This window comes from Membranihabitans maritimus (assembly GCF_021729145.1).
Lineage (GTDB): Bacteria > Bacteroidota > Bacteroidia > Chitinophagales > Saprospiraceae > Membranihabitans > Membranihabitans maritimus.
In genome coordinates, this window is the sequence record NZ_JAJSLW010000001.1 from 451,233 (window position 1) to 471,336 (window position 20,104).

The window sequence follows — 20,104 nt, forward strand, 5'->3', positions numbered from 1 at the left end:
AGGATTAATCCGCTTCTTAAAATATAATAATGAGTAACAGCCATGGTGTTTTTGACTATATACGTAAAAACAAATGACTTGGATTTTTGTAAGCCCGAAGGATTAATTATTATATCCTAAAATAGGACTTAACCATCTCTCCATTTCTTCAACAGATACATTTTTCATCCTGGCATGTTCTATCACCTGGTCTTTATCAATTTTACCGACCCCAAAATATTTAGATTCCGGATGAGAAAAATACCACCCGGATACAGATGCGGCAGGATACATTGCAAAAGATTCTGTAAGGGAAATACCTGTGTTTTTCTCCACATCCAATAACTTAAACAACTTGCGTTTTTCAGTATGATCCGGACAAGCAGGATAACCAGGTGCCGGACGTATCCCCTGATATTTTTCATCGATTAATTCATCATTTGTCATGCATTCATCGGGTTGATATCCCCAAATATCTGTCCTGATTTTGTGATGCATCATCTCTGCCAATCCCTCTGCCAGCCTATCAGCCATAGCTTTTAGTATTATACTGCTATAATCATCCTGTGTTCGTTCGAATTGTTGCACTGATTTTTCGATATTGATTCCTGCAGTAACAGCAAAAGCTCCAATAAAATCCATCTTACCACTTGATTTGGGTGCAATAAAATCAGACAAACTTCTATTCGGTAATTTTTTAGCCTTTTTTAATTGCTGTCTTAGAAAAACCAATCTTTCTTTTTCTTTTGTCAGGTCATTTTCATCATAAATAATTATTTCATCCCCTTCACTTTGGGCTGGGAAAAGTCCAATTACAGCATTGGCCTGGAGCCAGTTTCCCTTTACTATTTGATCCAGCATTTTTTGCGCATCCTGATACACTTTTTTTGCTTCTTTACCGACTACCTCATCCTCAAAGATATCTGGGAACCTTCCTTTCAATTGCCAACTCTGGAAATACGGCGTCCAATCAATAAAGTTTATAATTTCCTTCAAATTAATATCTTCAAATGCCTGGACTCCCAATTTTTTAGGTTTATGTGGATTAAATGAATCCCAATCAATTTTTGTAGGATTTTTACGGGCTTCAGATATTGGAATCATTCGCTTTTTACCTGTCTTTTTGCGTCGCTCCCTTATTTCTTCGTACTCCTGTTGGATATTTTCATAATACGCTTTCCTGATTTCTGGTGTATTCCCAATCAGGGAAGAAACCGTTGACACGCTTTTTGAAGCATCAAGAACATGTACTACAGGGCTTTCATACTGCGGGGCAATTTTCACTGCCGTATGGATTTTTGATGTGGTCGCTCCTCCTATTAACAAAGGCAGATTAAATTTTTGACGTTTCATTTCCTTGGCAACGTGAACCATTTCATCCAATGAAGGTGTAATCAAGCCGCTGAGTCCAATGACATTCACATTTTCCTTGATAGCTGTTTCCAGGATTTTTTCTGCAGGCACCATCACACCAAGGTCTACAATTTCATAATTGTTACATGCTAATACAACACCCACAATATTTTTACCGATATCATGAACATCCCCCTTGACCGTAGCCAATAATATTTTCCCCTTGGCTCCTACAGAATCAGATTTCTCTTCCTCCAGGTAAGGCGTAAGATAATTAACGGCCATTTTCATGACACGGGCACTTTTCACCACCTGGGGCAAAAACATTTTACCCGACCCAAATAGGTCACCCACAACATTCATACCGTTCATTAATGCTTCTTCTATTACTCTTAATGGAGAGTTATACTTTACCCTTGCTTCTTCTGCATCTTCAATAATAAACTCCGTGATACCCTTTACCAACGAATATTCAAGACGGTCTTCTACAGATGATTCTCTCCATGACAAATCCCGCTCTTTCTTTTTCCCTTTACTTTTAACGGTTTCTGCAAAGTCAACTAAATTCTCCGTAGCATCTTTATTTCTATTAAAGATAACATCTTCAATTAGGGTTAAAAGTTTTTCAGGAATATCAGCATATACCTCCATCATTCCCGCATTAACAATTCCCATATCCATCCCGGCCTTTACTGCATGAAACAAAAAAGCTGCATGCATAGCTTCTCTGACCGTATTATTTCCCCTGAAAGAAAAGGAAATATTACTTACCCCTCCACTTATTTTGGTTAAAGGGAACAATTCTTTTATCGCCTTTACCGACTCAATAAAGCTTACGGCATAATTGTTGTGTTCTTCTATCCCGGTGGCTATTGCGAAAATATTAGGATCAAATATTATGTCTTGTGGTAAAAAACCAACTACTTCTGTAAGTATTTTATACGCCCTTTTACAGATTTCTATTCTTCGTTCGGTAGTCTCAGCCTGACCATCTTCATCAAACGCCATGACCACAGCAGAAGCTCCGTATCTTCTTACTTTTTTGGCTTGTTCAATAAAAATTTCTTCCCCTTCTTTCAGGGATATTGAATTAACGATACATTTTCCCTGCACACATTTCAATCCTTCTTCTATCACTGAGAACTTCGAGGAATCCACCATAATAGGTAACCTGGCAATATCGGGCTCAGACATCATAAGATTTAGAAATGTCTTCATTTCTTTTTCTGAATCCAACAATCCCTCGTCCATATTCACATCAATGACCTGAGCTCCTCCCTCTACCTGATTTCGAGCTACATCCAGGGCTTCTTCATATTTTTCGGATTTTATCAACCTTGCGAATTTCTTGGACCCTGTTACATTTGTGCGTTCCCCAATATTAATAAAATTTGATTCAGGACGAACGACCAATGCCTCTAATCCGCTATATTGTGAGTAGATAGGTTTTGATTCTCTTTTTCTAGGTTTTAGTCCGCTGACGGCGCCAGCTATCTCTGAAATATGTTCTGGTGTAGTTCCACAACATCCGCCAACGATATTTACAAAGTTACTTTCGGCAAAATCCCTGATATATTCCCTCATTTCATCAGGATCCTGATCGTATTCACCCATTTCATTGGGAAGGCCAGCATTAGGATAGGCACTGATGTAACAATCAGCCACCTCTGCCAGATCCTGTAAATGAGGACGCATTTCTTTTGCCCCCAGAGCACAATTAAGTCCTACCGCCAATGGCCTGGAATGAGCAACAGAAATCCAAAATGCTTCTACCGTTTGTCCTGATAACGTCCTGCCGCTATTATCAGTAATTGTACCACTGATTATCAGGGGTATTGGTTTATTTAATTCTTCTTCCAGATCAAGGATTGCATGGATTCCCGCTTTGGCATTGAGCGTATCAAATATAGTCTCCAATAACAACAAATCAGCCCCTCCCTCAAGAAGTGCTTTTGCCTGGGCATAATATAATTCTTTCAATTCATCGTAATCAACTGCGCGGTACCCCGGATTATTTACGTCTGGAGACAGGGATGCTGTCCTGTTTGTAGGCCCCAGGGCTCCGGCCACATATTTATGCGCACCCGGATGTTTTTGTTTATATTTATCAACGGCCTTTCGCGCCAACCTAGCTCCTTCCAGGTTAATTTTTTCTACCCATTTCACTGTATCGTAATCAGCCTGGGAAAGAGAATTTGCATTGAAGGTGTTGGTTTCTACAATATCACACCCCGCTTCAAGATATTCGCTGTGAATCGCCTCTATGACGTCAGGCCTGGTCAGGTTTAACAAGTCGTTATTCCCCTTAAGATCAGAAGGGTGATTGACAAGAATATCCCCTCTAAAATCCTGTTCTGTTAGTTTGTATTGTTGAATCATAGTGCCCATCGCACCGTCCAATACTAAAATCCTCTGGTCTAAAATTTCTCTAAGTTCTTCCATCAAAATATCGAATTTCCTGTTGTTTTGGCATTCAATCTGAAAGATACACTGCCCCAAAAATTATCATTTCCATCCTGTTTTCTCAATCCTAAATTCAGATCGAGAAAAGCATTATGCCATAAAGTATAAGAAATTCTTCCCTGCAAGCCATAAATTTTTGTCAATTTTCCCTGCAAGGTTTCTATACCGTAGTCTCCTGGTCGATTATCGCTATAACTATTTCTAATATCCGCACCGTAATTAATTCCATTTTCGTCAAGTCCCTGCCTGATATGGTAAATGACTCCTGAAACACTCCATTTTTCAAAAGGCGTATAATTCAATGTTGCAATATACTCTCTAAAATTAGCTCCCGAAGGATGTGCTAATGGAGAATTATAATGAGTGTACGTAGCCATGGTATCCCGGTGGGAATAAGTATATGGTCGAACTGTATTATATTCTGCTGAAAAATCCATATCTCTTATTCCAAATATATCATATGCCTTAAGTCCTAATTGAACGCCATATTTGTTTGCCCACCATTGATTTCCACCAAAAAATTCACTAATCCTGAATTCATCAAAAATCACCTGGCTATATAGCTTGTATTTATTCCACAATGCCCAGCTAAAATCCAATCCTAATGAAACATTATCAGGACTTCCCACGGTTCGCTCCACGGTCCTAAATAATATCACAGGTAGCAAATAATGCAATTCCAAATGATCCTGACGGTTAAAAACTACCGATTCAAAAAGTCCAAGATGGGCATTTTTCCCTAGTTGGAATTGCAGAAAATGAGTTGCTATATATTTCTTTGGCAACACCCGGTCACCCGGATCCTGGCTATTGCTCAATTGAGTAACCTCTGCTATCATGTATTGGTACTTCATTTTCCAGATCTGAAATTCGAGATTCAAATGAAGATAATTTCCCCCGAAATCAGATAGTAATAAAGATTGCATTCCACTTCCATAAAATTGACGTCCATATCCGAACTGCGCAGAAATATATTCTCCAACCGGAACACTTAAATATGCCTGGGAGTTCAAAACATCCTGACCACTAATTCCGCCTAAAAGATCGGCTTTGTATCCGGAATAAAAAGTATATCCCGGGGCTGATTTATAATTTTTTATATACCGGTCTATATATTCGGGTCTTGAAAATTGTAAATCCTCAATAGAGGTATAAATATAGACCTTATCATCTATACCTGTTCTTAACTCCAGTCCCTTCCTGTTTTCAAATATATATTTCCTGCCCCTTTCTTGCCTTCCTAACTTCCAGTGTAAAATGGGGTTCACGCTCAAGAAAAAGTCCTTTTTCTCGACAAACAATAAATTTGAAGGGTATTTGTATAAATATTTTAATATCGGCTTTTTCTCCTGAAGGCTTAATTCACCTTCAAACAACAAATTTGACTTTCGAAAAGAACTATCTCCAAACCACTCCGGATTTTCATTTACCCAATATTCAATTTCATTCATATCCTGATCTTCTATCCTATCTTTGGGCAAACCGGAAATAAACCGTGCAACTTCTTTTCTCGAAAATTTGCTATCAGCCGGGAACAATGGATTATCTGACTTGTATTTAACCATTAATTTTTCCAACTGCGAATAGGAATACCGATCAAGTAAAAGGGGATTATCCTGACTAAAAACCCGTACGGAAAAAACGAGCAAAAAGAAACAATTTACGACTAGAACTAATTTCATACTCTGAATTTCATCAATTCATTTTTAAGCCATTCGAGGAAACCATTTTCACGATTCAAAAAGACCACCTCAATTGGTAACGCAAAGATGTCGATATTATGTTTAAGAAAGTAATGAAAGTGGGGTTCTAGTCTTATAAGATCTTTTTCTGTGGTCAGGAATACCTTTTTGTGCCCATCCATCTTGTGATATGAATCTACAACTGTAGCGATATCGTGCTTTGTATAGGCATAATGGTCCGGAAACTTCCGGTGGAAGTATGCAGTGGTTTTGCCCTTGATAAAATCTATCATTGGCAGAGGGTTAGCAATACCAGTCAATAGAAATACGGATTTACCATCGAGCAATATCCTTTGAGAAGTATCAGCAATATTATAGGCTGTATGATATTTCAAAGAAGAAAAAAATATTTTTTGATCGCCCACCGGATTAATTTCTTTCACGATCAATTCCTGCTCTTTCTCACTTAAATCTTGTGGGCATTTCGTAACAATAATGGCACTGGCCCTCGACATTTGACTCCTGGGTTCGCGAAGTCGTCCCATTGGCAATAAATAGTCTTTTGTGAATCTCAAATTAAAATCTGTAAGTAACAAATTAACATAAGGGGTCACTCCCCGGTGCTGGAAAGCATCATCTAATAAAATTGCTTGCAGGTCATCGTAATTTTGGAGCATTTGGGGAATTGCCAATGCCCTTTCTTCCCCTACCGCAACAGGAGTATTTGGATACTTTTTTTTCAAAAAAAGAGGTTCGTCACCAACGTCTTTATACGTCTTTTGAAGGGTAACATTCATATACCCTTTGGTATTTCTTTTGTACCCCCTGCTAAGTACACCAATTTCAATATAAGGATCTAAATACCTAATAAGATATTCAATCATAGGAGTTTTTCCACTGCCACCTGTATTCAGATTTCCAACCGAAATCACTGGGATATCAAAAGATATGGATTTCAATAAACCAACATTGTAAAGAAGGTTTCTTATCTCAATTAACAATCTATAAATTAGGGAAAAAGGAAATAGTACTATTTTTACAAACCAATTGTCAATCATGATTTTACAAGTATAGCTTGTCCAATATTGCATTGAGCACACTTACGGTTCATGCAGTAATCCTTGTAAAGGAATAACAACGCCTGGGAATCCAGTGCATGATCAATAGTCACACCCAGCTTTGACCATTTTCTCATTATCCCATTACTTTCCGGGTCGGTTTTTTGTAAAATATCCAAAGCCTGGTCTTTTAAATCCTGGTTGTTTTTGTTGACACCCATGAAAAACATAAAGGGAGCTAATACATTTATCTGAATCAGATCAGTACTTCTCTTACCCAGACTTTTTGATCGATCCTGATCGCTTTCCGAGTCAAATTTAAAATGATTGTCCCAATATTTATGTGCTGTACAGTCCAGGTCTGCTGTTATACCCGTCCAATCCAGTGTATACATTAACTTTCTTCCGTATTTGAAAAAAAAATCAGCTAGTTGGGATATACGGATAGTAGGAAAATTCTGGGGACGCATTCGAGCAAAATTCCAAACAGTAGGATCTATTGGTGATAATTCATATTTTTCTGCTAAAAATTCATATTCTTCTTTCAATGCTTTTGGGTAATCATCTTTCCAGTCCTGTTGCAGCATTCCCGCTTGTCCAAACAACAAACTTTCGATCTGATGGCGATTCCCAATATGTTTTGATAATATCTTATAATTTAGGGTATTCGCCATCCACTCAAATGCCGTTCCATTTTTAGCAAAACCAAAAGTGCGGCATATTAGTTTAAAAAGAGTTTCATGTAAATTCTTTTTACTAAAAACAAAAATATCGTTTATCGTATTATACTTATCTTCCAGTCTCGAAACTGCCATTCGTTCCTTCCACGAAGTAATATTCAATCGTGCAACTTTATCAAGCAGGTTTTCACACGGAATTGCATCAAAATCATATGAATTTAAATATTTATAGGTTTCAAGAATACTGTGATCTATACGATCTTTCAATTCTATAGTCGCTATTAAATCGCCATATTGGTCTTTTACCGGTTGGTCATCTTCATACACCACATGTAGTATCACATTAAAATAATCCGGATTATCATCATGGCCATGGATTTTCCAATCAGATGATTTTGTATGTATTTCCACTTTCCCTGCCCACAATTGACCTCCAATCCGAACTCTTGAATCAATAAAATCCGGCCCCTGGTCCCTATTCAAAATTCCCGACTTCATAACTTCTACAAAATTCCCCTGAGTCGTTCTCAACTCACCCTTATCGAATTTCTGCGTCCGCCAGATATATTGTAAAAAATCCTCTTTTATCAAAGGGCTATAATCTTTCATAAATTTTAAATGTATACGCAAATGGATTGGCTCCATCTGCTTCCTTTTGAACACAATCTACGAGTTTCCATTTACTTTTATCCCATTCCGGAAAATACACATCTCCTTCAAAAGTACCATGCACTTCTGTAATGTATAATTTGTCGCAATTATCCAATGCCATAGCAAATATTTCAGCACCTCCAATAATAAATGCTTCATTAGAATTTGTGTCGTTGGCAAGTTCAATTGCTTCTTCCAGAGAATGGGCAATTAAAACACCTGAAGCCATATAATATGGATTTCGGGAAACCACAATATTCGTGCGCTTTGGTAATGGTTTTCCAATTGATTCAAAACTTTTACGCCCCATAATAACAGGGTGCCTTATCGTTTTTTTCTTAAAATATTTTAGGTCGGCCGGCAAATACCAGGGTAATTGATTGTCTTTCCCAATCACTCTATTGTCGGACACCGCTACTATAGCAGATATTATCATGGCAACATGGTGTTGTTTATTAAATCTGACTTCAACATTCTTTCTTCCAGCCACTTTCGGGACGGTTGGATAGAATCGTTAACATATTTTTCAATTACCAGACTGGCAATTGGCGCTGCATAACTACCACCCCATCCTCCATTTTCAATAAAAACCGCAATTGCTATTTTTGGATTTTTTTCTGGCGCAAATGCATAAAAAACGGAGTGGTCTTTTCCTCGATTTTCCGACGTACCAGTTTTTCCGCATACATCCAACCCCGGGACATAAGCAGCCCTTGCAGTCCCGGATGAAACTGCTTTTTCCATTCCGGTAATAATTGTTTTAAAATGACTGGAATCGATGCTTACTTTCCTGGAGTCCAGAAATTTGGGAGGAAGATCTTGTGTTTCGCCATTTATATTTTTAATAATATGAGGCATTTTGTAAGTGCCTCTATTAGCAATAATTGATACGGCATGAGCCATTTGAAGAGTAGTGAGTTCCACTTCCCCCTGCCCTATTGCATTGGATAATATATAGGTAAATCTCCAATCTCCTTTGTTCCTGTACAAATCATCATAATAAGCCGGAGTGGGATTTAGTCCTGTCCCCTCCAATGGCAAGTCCACACCTAATTTATTGCCGAGTCCAAATTCTCCTAACTTTTGATGAATATCAAAAAGTCCCTTTTCCGGATTACTAAACCCGTATTTATTTATTAAGTCTCTGTATACGGTAAAAAAATATGTATTACAAGAACGAGTTAATGCAGATTCCATATCGTTATTGCCACCACCGGCATGGCACCTCCAAACATTAGTCTTGTAGAAGTAACCACCTCCACAATGAATATGATCATGAGGTGTTATAATACCTTCCTGAAGGGCAATGAGGCCGAGAACTGGTTTAAAAATACTTCCCGGAGGATAATGGGCCATAATGGATCGATCGTAAAAGGGTTTTAGTGTATCAGCGTATAATTCGGCAAATTTTTCTCCCCTGTTTTGTCCAATTGACAAATCTTCGAGGTTAAAAGTAGGATTACTCAACATTACCAAAATTTCGCCGGAGGAGGGCTCTATGGCTACAATACCCCCCTTCTTATTTTCCATTAATTTTTCAGCATATCGCTGTAACTCAATATCAAGACCTAAAGTCAAATCAGAACCGGAAAGTGCTTCTTTATTCAATGAACCATTTAAATAATCTCCTACTCGTCTTCCAAGGTTATCTTTCAGTTCATAACGATGGCCTTTTGAACCTTTTAAAATATCTTCATAATACAATTCTACACCACTTTTACCAATGTAATCGCCTGCTACATATTCAGATTCTGAATCATTCACTATTTGACGATCAACTTCCGAAATATACCCCAACACATGGGAGGCAGTAGGATATTTATATCCTCTGACCGCCTCTTTTGTCAAAGCAAAACCAGGAAAAGCATGCAGGTACTCCTTAAATTGCAAGGCCATTGTATCTGGAATTCTTGACATAAAAGTAAATGGTACAAATCGAGAGTACCGGACATCGCTCCAATCTTTTTCAATGTGTTTAGTATAAAAATCTTGATTTATATTGAGTAAATCGAAAAGCAGCGACGTATCCATGGCCGGATCAAGGTCATTATATGTGATATTAACATCGTACACAAATTTGTTAAAGACTACTAATTCCCCGTTTCGATCATAAATAAGACCTCGAGATGGTTTTTGGATAGTCTCTACCAGGGAGGTCGTATTTGCCTGTATCTGAGACTGTTTGTCCATCAATTGTACTTTGGCAACCCTGGCAATTAAAAAAGTAAAACTCGCCAGGACCAATACGACCACAATTTTATATCTGTTATTTTGGTCCAATGCCATTGGTTGAATTATTCTACCGGATTAAAAACAATCATTGTTATCATAACTATAACATAAGACACCAATCCCGACAAAAAGGTTCTCAATAAAATATAATGAAACAATTTGAATTGAAAAATATCGAGAAGACTTATTGTAAAACAATACACTAATATCATAATTGCAGCGTAAGAGGCAAACCACCTAAAGGTAATACTTGAAATAGTAGGAGATATATTCACTTTGTATCCTCCCCGGGGTTGTAAATAATAAATTACATATGGCCTTATGAAACCAATGAGGGTTGCCGCACCTGCATTAACCCCAGGAGAATTATTAAAAATATCTATTACCAACCCCATCAAAAATGATATTAATATCAGTGCATTTTTGGGTGTACGAAGAGGAAGCAACAAAATGAATAATGGAAAAATATAAATTTCTATAAACGGTACGGCATTCCATTTGATTCCAAAAAAATTGAAAATAAATACTTGCGCAAAAATTAATAAGATAAACCTGATAATATTCACTCTGTATATGGACATTCCTATTCCTCCTCTTGCTTTTCAGATAAACGATCAACGTTCTCCCCATTGTTATTAGAAATTTCATTTCCCACTCCCCATTGGTCATTAACTACGAGGCAATTTTGCAATTGGTAGAGGTTTCCGATCAGACGAACCGAAACCGTATAATCATTTTCTCCGCTTTCTACATTATATTTTTCCACCACTCCAATTGGTACACCCTCTGGGAAAGAAAATGAGTAACCGCTTGTAACCACTGTATCACCCATTTCAATATCAACATGTCGGGGAATTTCTCTCATCACCATATACCGGAGGTCATAGGGTTCCCATCGTACTATTCCAAGGGCATTGTTCCGTTTGATCTTCGCACTTATTACAGTTTCAATATTGTACAGTGAGATAACCTTAGAATAATTATTTGAAGCACTTACGACCAATCCTACTGGGCCCTGGGATGACATTACTCCCATTCCTGGCCTAATATTCTGGTTCTTGCCAACATTGATTGTAAGATAATTATGCAGAGAGCTAAATGAATTGGATATAATCTCCGCATTGATAATCTTATATCGGTCTAACTCCTGATACTCCTTGCCAATAAAACCAGTGTCCTGAACTACGGTATCTACTCTTTTTTGATAATTTAGAATGGCCTTTTTCAATGCAGCATTTTCTCTGGAAAGGGTGACATTCTCTTCTTTGAGGTCAAAATAAGCATTTGCCGTACCCAGTTGAGACTGAATATATCCCGAAACAGTATTAGATGTGCTTAGAAACAGATTTTTTCTTCGATTGTCATAGTTTATAGCCAGATTAATACTTATCAACTCTAATATTAAAAATAGAATGATAGGTAAATTCTGTAAAATAAATCGAATATAGTTTCCCATATTTTCTTAAAATTCTCACACATTCTTGCGGTCGATAAGGAAAGAAAATTTGCCAATATTATCCAACGCAATACCGGTACCAATAACAACGGCTCTTAAAGGGTCTTCCGGGACATGCACATCAAGTTTGGTCTTGGCTGCTATTCTCTTGTCCAACCCCCTCAACGCTGCTCCACCACCTGTAAGATACAACCCCTTTCTATATATATCCGCGGCTAATTCAGGAGGTGTAGCCTCCAGGGCTTTCAGAATAGCTTCTTCTATTTTTGCAATGGATTTATCTATTGATCTTGCAATTTCCTGATAAGATATAATTTTCTGCTTGGGGATACCTGTCATCAAATCCCTTCCATTTACCGGAATATCTTCAGGAGGTTCATCGAGTTCTTCCATAGCAGACCCCACCTTCAATTTGATAATTTCCGCTGTACGCTCTCCTATCAATAAATTATGTTCTCTCCTCATGTAATTTACAATGTCAGAAGTAAACTCATCTCCGGCCGTACGTATTGATTGATCCGCCACAATACCAGAAAGTGCAATAACTGCTATCTCAGTTGTTCCACCTCCAATATCTATGATCATATTTCCTTCAGGTTCTTCTACATTCAACCCTATACCCAAAGCTGCTGCCAATGGTTCGTGGATCAAATATGTTTCTTTTGAGTCAACATGGTCTGCGCTATCAAATACAGCACGTTTTTCTACTTCAGTTATTCCCGAAGGAATACATATTACCATTCTGAGATGTGTAAAAAAGCTTTTTCGGCTGTCAATCATATTAATCAACCCCTCAATTAAACTCTCTGCGGCTTGAAAATCAGCAATTACTCCATCCTTAAGTGGACGAATAGTTTTTATATTTTCGTGAGTTTTTTCATGCATTTGCATGGCTTTAGTCCCCACTGCTATGGTTTCTCCAGTCCGTCGATCCATTGCCACTATGGATGGTTCATCAACTACAATCTCCCCATTTTGTATGATAAGGGTATTGGCCGTACCCAGGTCTATAGCAAGTTCTTGTGTAAAGAAGCTAAATAATTTCATATTTTCTATACATGAATAATTGCACTAAGTTAAATTAAAATCTAACCACTAAATTTATTTGTTAAGTATTTGTGAATCAAATTTAACATCAATTTACTACTACAGTGAATAATTGTTCTTTTTTCAAATATTTTTTTGCAAGTTCCATTATATCTTCAGATTTCACCTGGTCAATCTTTTCAAAAAAATCAAATACCCATTTTACATCCATACCCTCAATTGTCAATATTTTCACAATTTCAGCTTTGGAAAAAACGCCATCCAGAGAGCTTAACAAATACCCTTTGATATAATTTCTTACCATCCGTATCTCTTCCCTTCCTACCAACGTACTTTGTAGTTTGTATATTTCACCATATATCAATTCGAGAACTTTTTTGATATTTTCAGTTTTAATATCCGTACCAATAATAAAATAAGCATCATATTTCATCGGCTCTAGATCCGAATAAATATTATATGTCAAACCTTCCTTTTCTCTTATGTTTTGCATAAGTCGTGATCCAAAAAACCCTCCTAAAAGAGTATTTAAAAAATGAACCCCCAAATATTCATCGTGATCTCTCTTGATAATTCGCTTCCCAATCTTTATTGAACTTTGTGCATTAAAAGCATAATTGTTCTTCATATAAAATTCATTGGGGGGTTCTGCACTCACCTCCGGTATTGATTGTTCATTTGCATTCACAGGGTTGGGTATTTTATATAAATATTCCTCCACCATACTGATAATATCCCCATCAATGCTTCCTGATATATATGCTTTAAAAAATGAACTTCTATAATTCCTTTTATGAAACTGATATAAGTCATCAATAGTGATAGCTGTTATATCATCTTCTGTAGAATTATACCCATAAGGATGATCATTCCCAAATATTTTCTCTGTAATGATACGAAATGATAAAGCATCATTGTCTGCCGTTGCTAACTTGAGCTTTGACTTTGCCCTTTTCTTAAGCAATTCCAATTCTTCCGCATTAAAAGAAGGAGCTCCAATTATTTCAAAAAACAATGGAATTAATTTCCTCATATATTTTTTGATACACATCAAACTAAAAGAAGCATAATCAAGATGATAGCGAACTTGAAAATCCGCACCGTAATAATCAAAAAAATCGTTTATAGCATCACTTGAGTGATTTTCACTCCCTTCCTTGAGCATTCGGGCACAGAAACGCGAACTCAATCGCTTCTCCTCGTCGTATCGGCCCTTGTTAAGGACTACCTCTATTTTAACCAGTTCCAGTGAGTGCGAGGACGGGATTGAATATAATTCTATCCCATTTCCCGTAGAATAATAATCATATTCAAAAGGAGTGGGTGTCTCTATTTTATTGATTGGTGGTATTTGGATTAAGTTCACGTCAGATTTGAATTAGTGGATTGCAATATTAATGCGAAGGTGCAAAAATAAACGAATGTCATAAAAAATGTATGCAATGTTTTTAACCTTGAGGTTTTCACAGATACAGATACCAAGGTATTATTATTTTCCTTAAGTTTATCGATTTGATTATTTTTGCTTCAAATACGGTTTTTAATTTTTCAAAACGGAAAGTAATAGCAAATAAATATAATTTATGAAGTTTTCAGTTTCTTCTTCAGACATCCTAAAAAAAATTCAAATAGCCAGTGGCGTATTACCAACTAATGCTATTATGCCCATATTGGATGATTTCTTGCTTGAATTATCAGGTAATGAGCTTACAATGGTAGTTTCAGATTTAGAAACCACAATCCGGACCAGAATTCCCGTTAATGGAGAAGAAGACGGAACCATTGCAGTTCGTGGAAAAATCCTAAGTGATACCATTAAAGCACTTCCCGAGCAACCCATTCAATTCGTCAAAGAGGAAGGATCCAACACTTTACTGCTTAAAACCAATAATGGCGAATATCGACTCGCCTGTGACGATTTTGAAGAATTTCCACAAATACCTGAAACCGTTACTTCCGAACCAGTGGAAATTCCCATAGCTGTGATCGAGGGAGCTATCACTCAAACCATCTTCGCTACCAGCAATGACGAAATGAGACAGGCTATGATGGGAGTCTATATAAATATTCAAAAAGACAAAGTGATCTTTGTAGCTACGGATGCCCACAAATTGGTCAAATATACATACCTTGATTTCCAGGCACCTGAAGAAGGTACTATGATTATTCCTAAAAAATCATTGGTCCTGGTCAAGAACGCTTTAAAAGGAAGTGGAAACCTTAAAATTGATTATAGCAACTCCCATGTATTTTTTGAATTAGAAGATACGGAAATAGCCTGTAGGTTGATTGATGCGCAGTTTCCAAACTACAATGCCGTAATACCTACTGACAATCCCAACCTTCTTACTATCGACCGTGTTTCATTTTTGAATTCTATTAAAAGGATTTCTATTTACGCAAATAAAACTACTAATCAGCTCGTACTCGATCTTAATTCAGAACGTTTACTAATTAAAGCCCAGGACTTGGACTATTCAAATGAAGCAGAAGAAAAACTGGAATGCCAATATTCTGGAGACCCAATGGAAATAGCTTTCAATTCAAGATTTCTAATAGAAATGCTCAATGTCCTGGACAGCGAAGAAGTCATGATGGAATTATCCACTCCCAACCGGGCTTCGTTGATTCTTCCGTCTTCCTCTGCTGATGACGAAGATATGTTGATGCTGGTAATGCCTGTAATGGTGAACCGGTAATGTGATGGAGATAGGATTGTTTTTCGGTTCGTTTAACCCTGTTCACACCGGGCACATGATTATAGCCAACCATGTAGCGAATTGGTCCGGCCTCGACGAAGTGTGGATGATCGTAACTCCTCAAAACCCCCTCAAGGAACGATCCAATTTAGCCAAGGATTATGATCGGTTGCATATGGTTCAACTGGCGATCGGCGACAATCCCAAATTACGTGCTTCAAATATAGAATTTTCCCTTCCCAAGCCTTCTTATACTGTAGATACTCTGATTTATCTCAAAGAAAAATATCCCGTTCACGAATTCACCCTCATAATGGGAGGTGACAACCTACAGAATCTCCACAAATGGAAAAACTATAACGTTCTTTTGGAGAATTACAAAATACTCGTGTACAAACGTCCGGAATATTTGGAAAATCAGTATCAGGATCGAAAAAATATTTCTTTAGTTGAAGCTCCCTTAATGGAGATATCCTCTACATTTATTCGTAAATCTCTGAAAAAAGGTAAATCGGTCAGATACCTGGTTCCTGACCCTGTCTGGGCATTCCTTGAAAACAGCACATTGTACAGGTCCTGAAAAAAAATCTGTCGGTTCTATAGTGTTGGAACTACCTGCTTTTTTTCGTATTTGACACCCTTCAAGCTGAGATAATAAGGCTATTATTCTATAACCAAACTCGTAATACCTTCCGGAATGTAAATATAGGATTGATCAAAACCCAACAACACAAGTATTTCCATCATAGCCCCCCATACCAATTGGAGAACCGTCGGGGATTTTTAGTGAATACTGTGATCGGTACTCCACTGGATTTTCCAGGAATTGACTGATTCTTCGAACCATCTCTTTGGCAGTTTTATCTTTTCGACCTGATAATACAGCTCGAATTTCAACCAGGTTGGCCATAGTTATCGAATGAACCTGTGGATATGCTTCCTGTGTTTGTGCAAGATTCATCAAATGATCGAGAAAACGAAAGGCTATCATATTTTGCACCTCGTCAATGTATCCCTCCTGCGAACCGTTTGACATCGTACTTTGAAATGTGAAGTCAATGACTTCATCGAGACTGAGTTGCCCATTATCGAGGGCCTTTTGCTGCACCAGCCGGGACGCCCTTGCAGGGTGGAATAAAAATTGTAGTGTATAATCTGCAGCAGTCCCCGCAGCCGAAATAGCATCAAATGCAACACCTGTTTTGCCCTGGAATGATTCCCGGGTTCTCGGGTTCCCATATATCCTGGGAGGAAACAAATCCAGCAATTTTTCCGGCACTACAATTCGGGAAGCATTAACGGTCTTAAGCACTGCCTTCAGGGCTGCAATTTGTTGGTCACGCGGCAATGCCTTAACTACGGATTGTCCATCTCCCCTAATTGCGTAATTATATTCCAGCCCTCCGATTAATTTAGTTGTTGCTTCCGTCTGATAGCGATGGAAGAAATAAAGAGGGACAAACACATCTTCCAACTCAGAGTAACTTCTCCCATTCTTGATATTATAAATGGAAAATTGGCGAATAGCAACATCCCTTATTTTCAAAACTCGCTCCAATTCCGAAACTGCATCTCCTCCGTTATCCCACAGATGAGCCGAGACATGTGCGCCCCCTGCGGGACGTGCATCCTGATCCGTAATAAATTGCAACCCACCCCGGTACGCCTCCAGTAAGATCTGATCCAACAAATCACTTTCTTTAGTTCCTTCCGGAAAATCCTGGTATGCATAAGCCACTGAAACTTTATCCCATTCACCGATACCTTTATCATAGGCATCAGAAAAATCCAGTTTTCCGGTTTGATCATCCAAATCTATATAAGGATGCGGATAGTCCATAACCGAAGCCCTATTTTGAGTACTTGCTGAAAAATTATGGGCAAAACCCAATGTATGTCCTATCTCATGGGCCGAGAGTTGGCGGATACGTGCCAAAGCCAGTTGGAGCATTTTGTCATCATTATCATCCTTCTCTTTATATGGCTTATTCATCAAGGCCTGGGCAATCAAAAAATCTTGCCGGATTCTCAGACTTCCGAGACTCACATGTCCTTTTAAAATTTCTCCGGTCCGGGGGTCACTCACACTGCTTCCATAACTCCAGCCCCTGGAAGAACGGTGCACCCACTGGATTACATTATATCTGATATCCATAGGATCAGCCTCTTCGGGAAGTAATTTAACCTGAAAAGCATTTCGATATCCGATGGCTTCGAAAGCATCATTCCACCATCGGCCTCCTTCCAGTAATGCAGATCGCATGGGTTCAGGTGTTCCATTGTCCAGATAATAAATAATGGGTTCCACCGGTTCACTGACTTCAGCTGTAGGATCCTTTTTCTCAAGTCGATGCCTATAAATAAACCGCTGTTCTGTAGGCTCATTAACCGGAGTGGAATAATCGTAAAATACAAATGGAAAAGATCCCGACCGTGGGTCGAATCTCCTCATATCAAAACTTTTCTCAGGCAACTGTACAAAAGAATGGTGTTGAACAACTGTTACCAGAGAAGAATGTGGAACCACCGACCGTATCTCCCAACTTTCCGGTTTTCCAGCAAAAGTAAGCTCCGCTTCAAATTCTACGTTCTTTGGGAAAGCCCGCGTACGCGTCAGTGAAAGCGCACTTTTACTCAAGTCCAATCTATAGTCTCCCTGTCCCGTTTCCTGTAGTTTTTCAACAACTCCATGTGTATCCTGTAACAAAAAACCCGTAATATCAATTATATAGTGTCCATTTTTGATTTCATCTACAATAGGAAACCCATATAGAATCGACTTGGCAAAGGCCTGTTCCACTGATTTTCTCTCTAATTCATTTTGTGAACTTACCCTATATTTTAAATTAGGTTGTACCAATAATAATTTGTGACCTGCCTTCTTAAAATAAACCACTTTTTCTCCTCCCAATTGTCCCCGATCAAGACCGATATCATTGCTGCCGATACCACTGCTCAGGGAATGTATATAAAGAAAATCCTCATTCAATTTATCAACTTCCAAATATATTTTGTCTTCATGTTCATCATAATAAAAGTTGAATAATCCTGGGAATGCTTTTTTCCCTTCAGAAGAGAACTCCTGTGAATATATATTAATAGGTATCAGGAATAAAAGGATCAAACTACAACTTTTCATTATTATGTTTTTTCTAAAATTAAGAAAGTGTCTTTACAAAGCCAATTTTCTAACTGCTGTTGCGCTGCAAATACAGTCATCTTTTGAAAACATAAAATAATTTAAAATAATATCCCATATTAGAGTTGAAGTAATACCAAAAATAGCGCCAAAAACCAACATGAAGTTTAATAAAAAGAGCCTACTTATCATTTCCGGATTAATTCTATTTATTCTATTTATAAGTTTTGTCCGAATCGACCCGGATCGACCGGAACTTGTGTATACCGCCGGAATTGCCATACTTATGGCTTTCTGGTGGGTTACGGAGGCACTACCTATTGGAATAACATCACTTCTTCCGGTACTTTTATTCCCTGCTTTTGGCGTCCTGAGTAGTAGCGATACAGCTGCCGCTTATATAAACAATATTATCTTTCTCTATATCGGGGGGTTTATCATGGCATTGGCTATGGAAAAGTGGAACCTTCATAGAAGGATAGCTCTTTTTATCATGTTAAAAATCGGTAGGAAGCCCGTCACACTTTTGTTAGGATTTATGCTGGCCGGATACTTTTTGTCCATGTGGATGAGTAATACCGCGACCGCTATGATGATGGTGCCTATCTGTCTTTCTGTTCTGGCAAGCCTGAAATCCTATTATGATGCAGCCGATATTAAAAATTTTGGTAAATCCCTATTTATAGGCCTGGCTTATGCTTGTTCGATTGGGGGCATAGCCACCCTTATTGGTACACCTCCCAACTTGTCTTTTGCTCGAATTTTTAAACTTACATACCCTGAGGCTCCGGAGATTACATTCTCCCAATGGTTTATTTTTTCCCTTCCACTTAGTATTGTTGTTCTTGGTTTTGCTCTATTAATCCTGTATCTCATATATGTACCCAAAAAGGGGATGGGAGCTGTTCCCAATACCGTAATAATGGACAGTTATAAAAAATTGGGAAAAATTAGCAATGAAGAAAAAAAAGTATTAACGTTATTTATACTAATGGCCTTATTATGGGTGTTCCGTTCTCCAATCAGTATTGGTAATTTTTATATTCCCGGATGGTCATTACTTTTCAGAGAGCCTTCATTCTTAAACGATGGGACGGTGGCAATAGGGATTGCCATAGTGTTATTCCTCATTCCTTCCAGGTCCGGTCAATCTCTTATGGATTGGAAAACTGCCGTCAAACTACCCTGGGATATTGTATTATTGTTCGGTGGAGGTTTTGCTCTGGCCCAGGCAGTAAAAGATACCGGGTTGGGTCTGTGGCTGGGTCAAGCAGTTACTGAGAACTCCGACACCACGGCACTTGAAATGGTTTCTATCCTCACTGCTGGTATGTCACTAATAACTGAATTCACTTCCAATACGGCTACCACTGAAATGGTGCTTCCTATTGTTGCCGGAATTGCATCCTCAGCAGAAATTCACCCCCTTTGGTTAATGATCCCTGTTACCCTGGCAGCTTCAATGGCTTTTATGTTTCCCATAGCTACACCTCCCAATGCCATTGTGTTTGGAAGCAGCCCATTAAAAATGGTCGATATGCTCAAGGCGGGAATCTTTCTGGACATAATTGCAGTTATACTTATCATTCTTTCGCTCTATTTTTGGGGACAGAGTATATTTGATTTTGATCTATCCGTATTCCCGGAGTGGGCCAAAAAATAGCC

General features: G+C 38.2%; 14 protein-coding genes. 4 read left to right on the top strand and 10 right to left on the bottom strand.

Annotated elements, in window-relative coordinates; genetic code table 11:
* Positions 1 to 102: 102 nt before the first annotated feature.
* Genes metH through mrdA form a run of 6 tightly spaced genes read right to left on the bottom strand, consistent with a single transcriptional unit; the run spans position 103 to position 10,152 of the window.
* A complete protein-coding gene (gene metH, locus LVD47_RS01580; protein ID WP_236973763.1) occupies positions 103 to 3,774 on the bottom strand; it encodes a methionine synthase in 3,672 nt (1,223 codons plus the stop codon).
* Positions 3,774 to 5,477 (bottom strand): hypothetical protein, encoded by a 1,704-nt coding sequence (locus tag LVD47_RS01585; protein ID WP_236973764.1) that lies wholly within the window; start codon positions 5,475 to 5,477, stop codon positions 3,774 to 3,776. Before LVD47_RS01585 ends, metH begins: the two co-directional genes overlap by 1 nt.
* Complete coding sequence (lpxK, locus tag LVD47_RS01590) at positions 5,474 to 6,568, bottom strand: tetraacyldisaccharide 4'-kinase (protein WP_369427722.1); 1,095 nt, start codon at positions 6,566 to 6,568, stop codon at positions 5,474 to 5,476. The genes LVD47_RS01585 and lpxK overlap by 4 nt, the downstream gene beginning before the upstream one ends.
* Positions 6,532 to 7,824 carry a DUF2851 family protein gene (locus tag LVD47_RS01595; protein ID WP_236973766.1) on the bottom strand — a complete coding sequence of 431 codons (1,293 nt, stop codon included), beginning with the start codon at positions 7,822 to 7,824 and terminating at the stop codon, positions 6,532 to 6,534. The genes lpxK and LVD47_RS01595 overlap by 37 nt, the downstream gene beginning before the upstream one ends.
* Positions 7,811 to 8,302 carry a dihydrofolate reductase gene (locus LVD47_RS01600; RefSeq protein WP_236973767.1) on the bottom strand — a complete coding sequence of 164 codons (492 nt, stop codon included), beginning with the start codon at positions 8,300 to 8,302 and terminating at the stop codon, positions 7,811 to 7,813. The genes LVD47_RS01595 and LVD47_RS01600 overlap by 14 nt, the downstream gene beginning before the upstream one ends.
* The gene (gene mrdA, locus LVD47_RS01605) at positions 8,299 to 10,152 is read right to left on the bottom strand and encodes a penicillin-binding protein 2 (RefSeq protein WP_236973768.1); all 1,854 of its coding nucleotides are present in this window, start codon (positions 10,150 to 10,152) and stop codon (positions 8,299 to 8,301) included. Before mrdA ends, LVD47_RS01600 begins: the two co-directional genes overlap by 4 nt.
* Before the next feature lie 267 nt (positions 10,153 to 10,419).
* Between mrdA and LVD47_RS01610 the strand changes: the two genes are divergently transcribed.
* The gene (locus tag LVD47_RS01610) at positions 10,420 to 10,569 is read left to right on the top strand and encodes a hypothetical protein (protein WP_236973769.1); all 150 of its coding nucleotides are present in this window, start codon (positions 10,420 to 10,422) and stop codon (positions 10,567 to 10,569) included.
* Positions 10,570 to 10,681: 112 nt separating this feature from the next.
* Here the strand turns inward: LVD47_RS01610 and mreC are convergent, their stop codons facing one another.
* From mreC to LVD47_RS01625, 3 genes are all read right to left on the bottom strand, one after another.
* Complete coding sequence (gene mreC / locus LVD47_RS01615) at positions 10,682 to 11,554, bottom strand: rod shape-determining protein MreC (protein ID WP_236973770.1); 873 nt, start codon at positions 11,552 to 11,554, stop codon at positions 10,682 to 10,684.
* 15 nt (positions 11,555 to 11,569) lie between these two features.
* Entirely contained in the window at positions 11,570 to 12,601 is a 1,032-nt protein-coding gene (locus tag LVD47_RS01620) for a rod shape-determining protein (RefSeq protein ID WP_236973771.1), read from the bottom strand.
* An 88-nt stretch (positions 12,602 to 12,689) separates the two neighbouring features.
* Positions 12,690 to 13,967, bottom strand: a complete 1,278-nt coding sequence (locus tag LVD47_RS01625; RefSeq protein WP_236973772.1) for a M16 family metallopeptidase — start codon at positions 13,965 to 13,967, stop codon at positions 12,690 to 12,692.
* A 217-nt stretch (positions 13,968 to 14,184) separates the two neighbouring features.
* On the opposite strand from LVD47_RS01625, the gene dnaN reads away from it, so the two are divergent.
* Together dnaN and nadD are read left to right on the top strand one after the other, a co-directional pair.
* On the top strand, positions 14,185 to 15,300 hold the full coding sequence (gene dnaN, locus LVD47_RS01630) for a DNA polymerase III subunit beta (protein ID WP_236973773.1): 1,116 nt from the start codon (positions 14,185 to 14,187) through the stop codon (positions 15,298 to 15,300).
* A gap of 4 nt (positions 15,301 to 15,304) precedes the next feature.
* Positions 15,305 to 15,880 carry a nicotinate (nicotinamide) nucleotide adenylyltransferase gene (nadD, locus tag LVD47_RS01635; protein ID WP_236973774.1) on the top strand — a complete coding sequence of 192 codons (576 nt, stop codon included), beginning with the start codon at positions 15,305 to 15,307 and terminating at the stop codon, positions 15,878 to 15,880.
* A 135-nt stretch (positions 15,881 to 16,015) separates the two neighbouring features.
* On the opposite strand, the gene LVD47_RS01640 is transcribed toward nadD, so the two are convergent.
* A complete protein-coding gene (locus tag LVD47_RS01640) occupies positions 16,016 to 18,439 on the bottom strand; it encodes a zinc-dependent metalloprotease (protein WP_236973775.1) in 2,424 nt (807 codons plus the stop codon).
* A 160-nt stretch (positions 18,440 to 18,599) separates the two neighbouring features.
* On the opposite strand from LVD47_RS01640, the gene LVD47_RS01645 reads away from it, so the two are divergent.
* Positions 18,600 to 20,102, top strand: a complete 1,503-nt coding sequence (locus tag LVD47_RS01645; protein ID WP_236973776.1) for an SLC13 family permease — start codon at positions 18,600 to 18,602, stop codon at positions 20,100 to 20,102.
* Positions 20,103 to 20,104 lie beyond the last annotated feature (2 nt).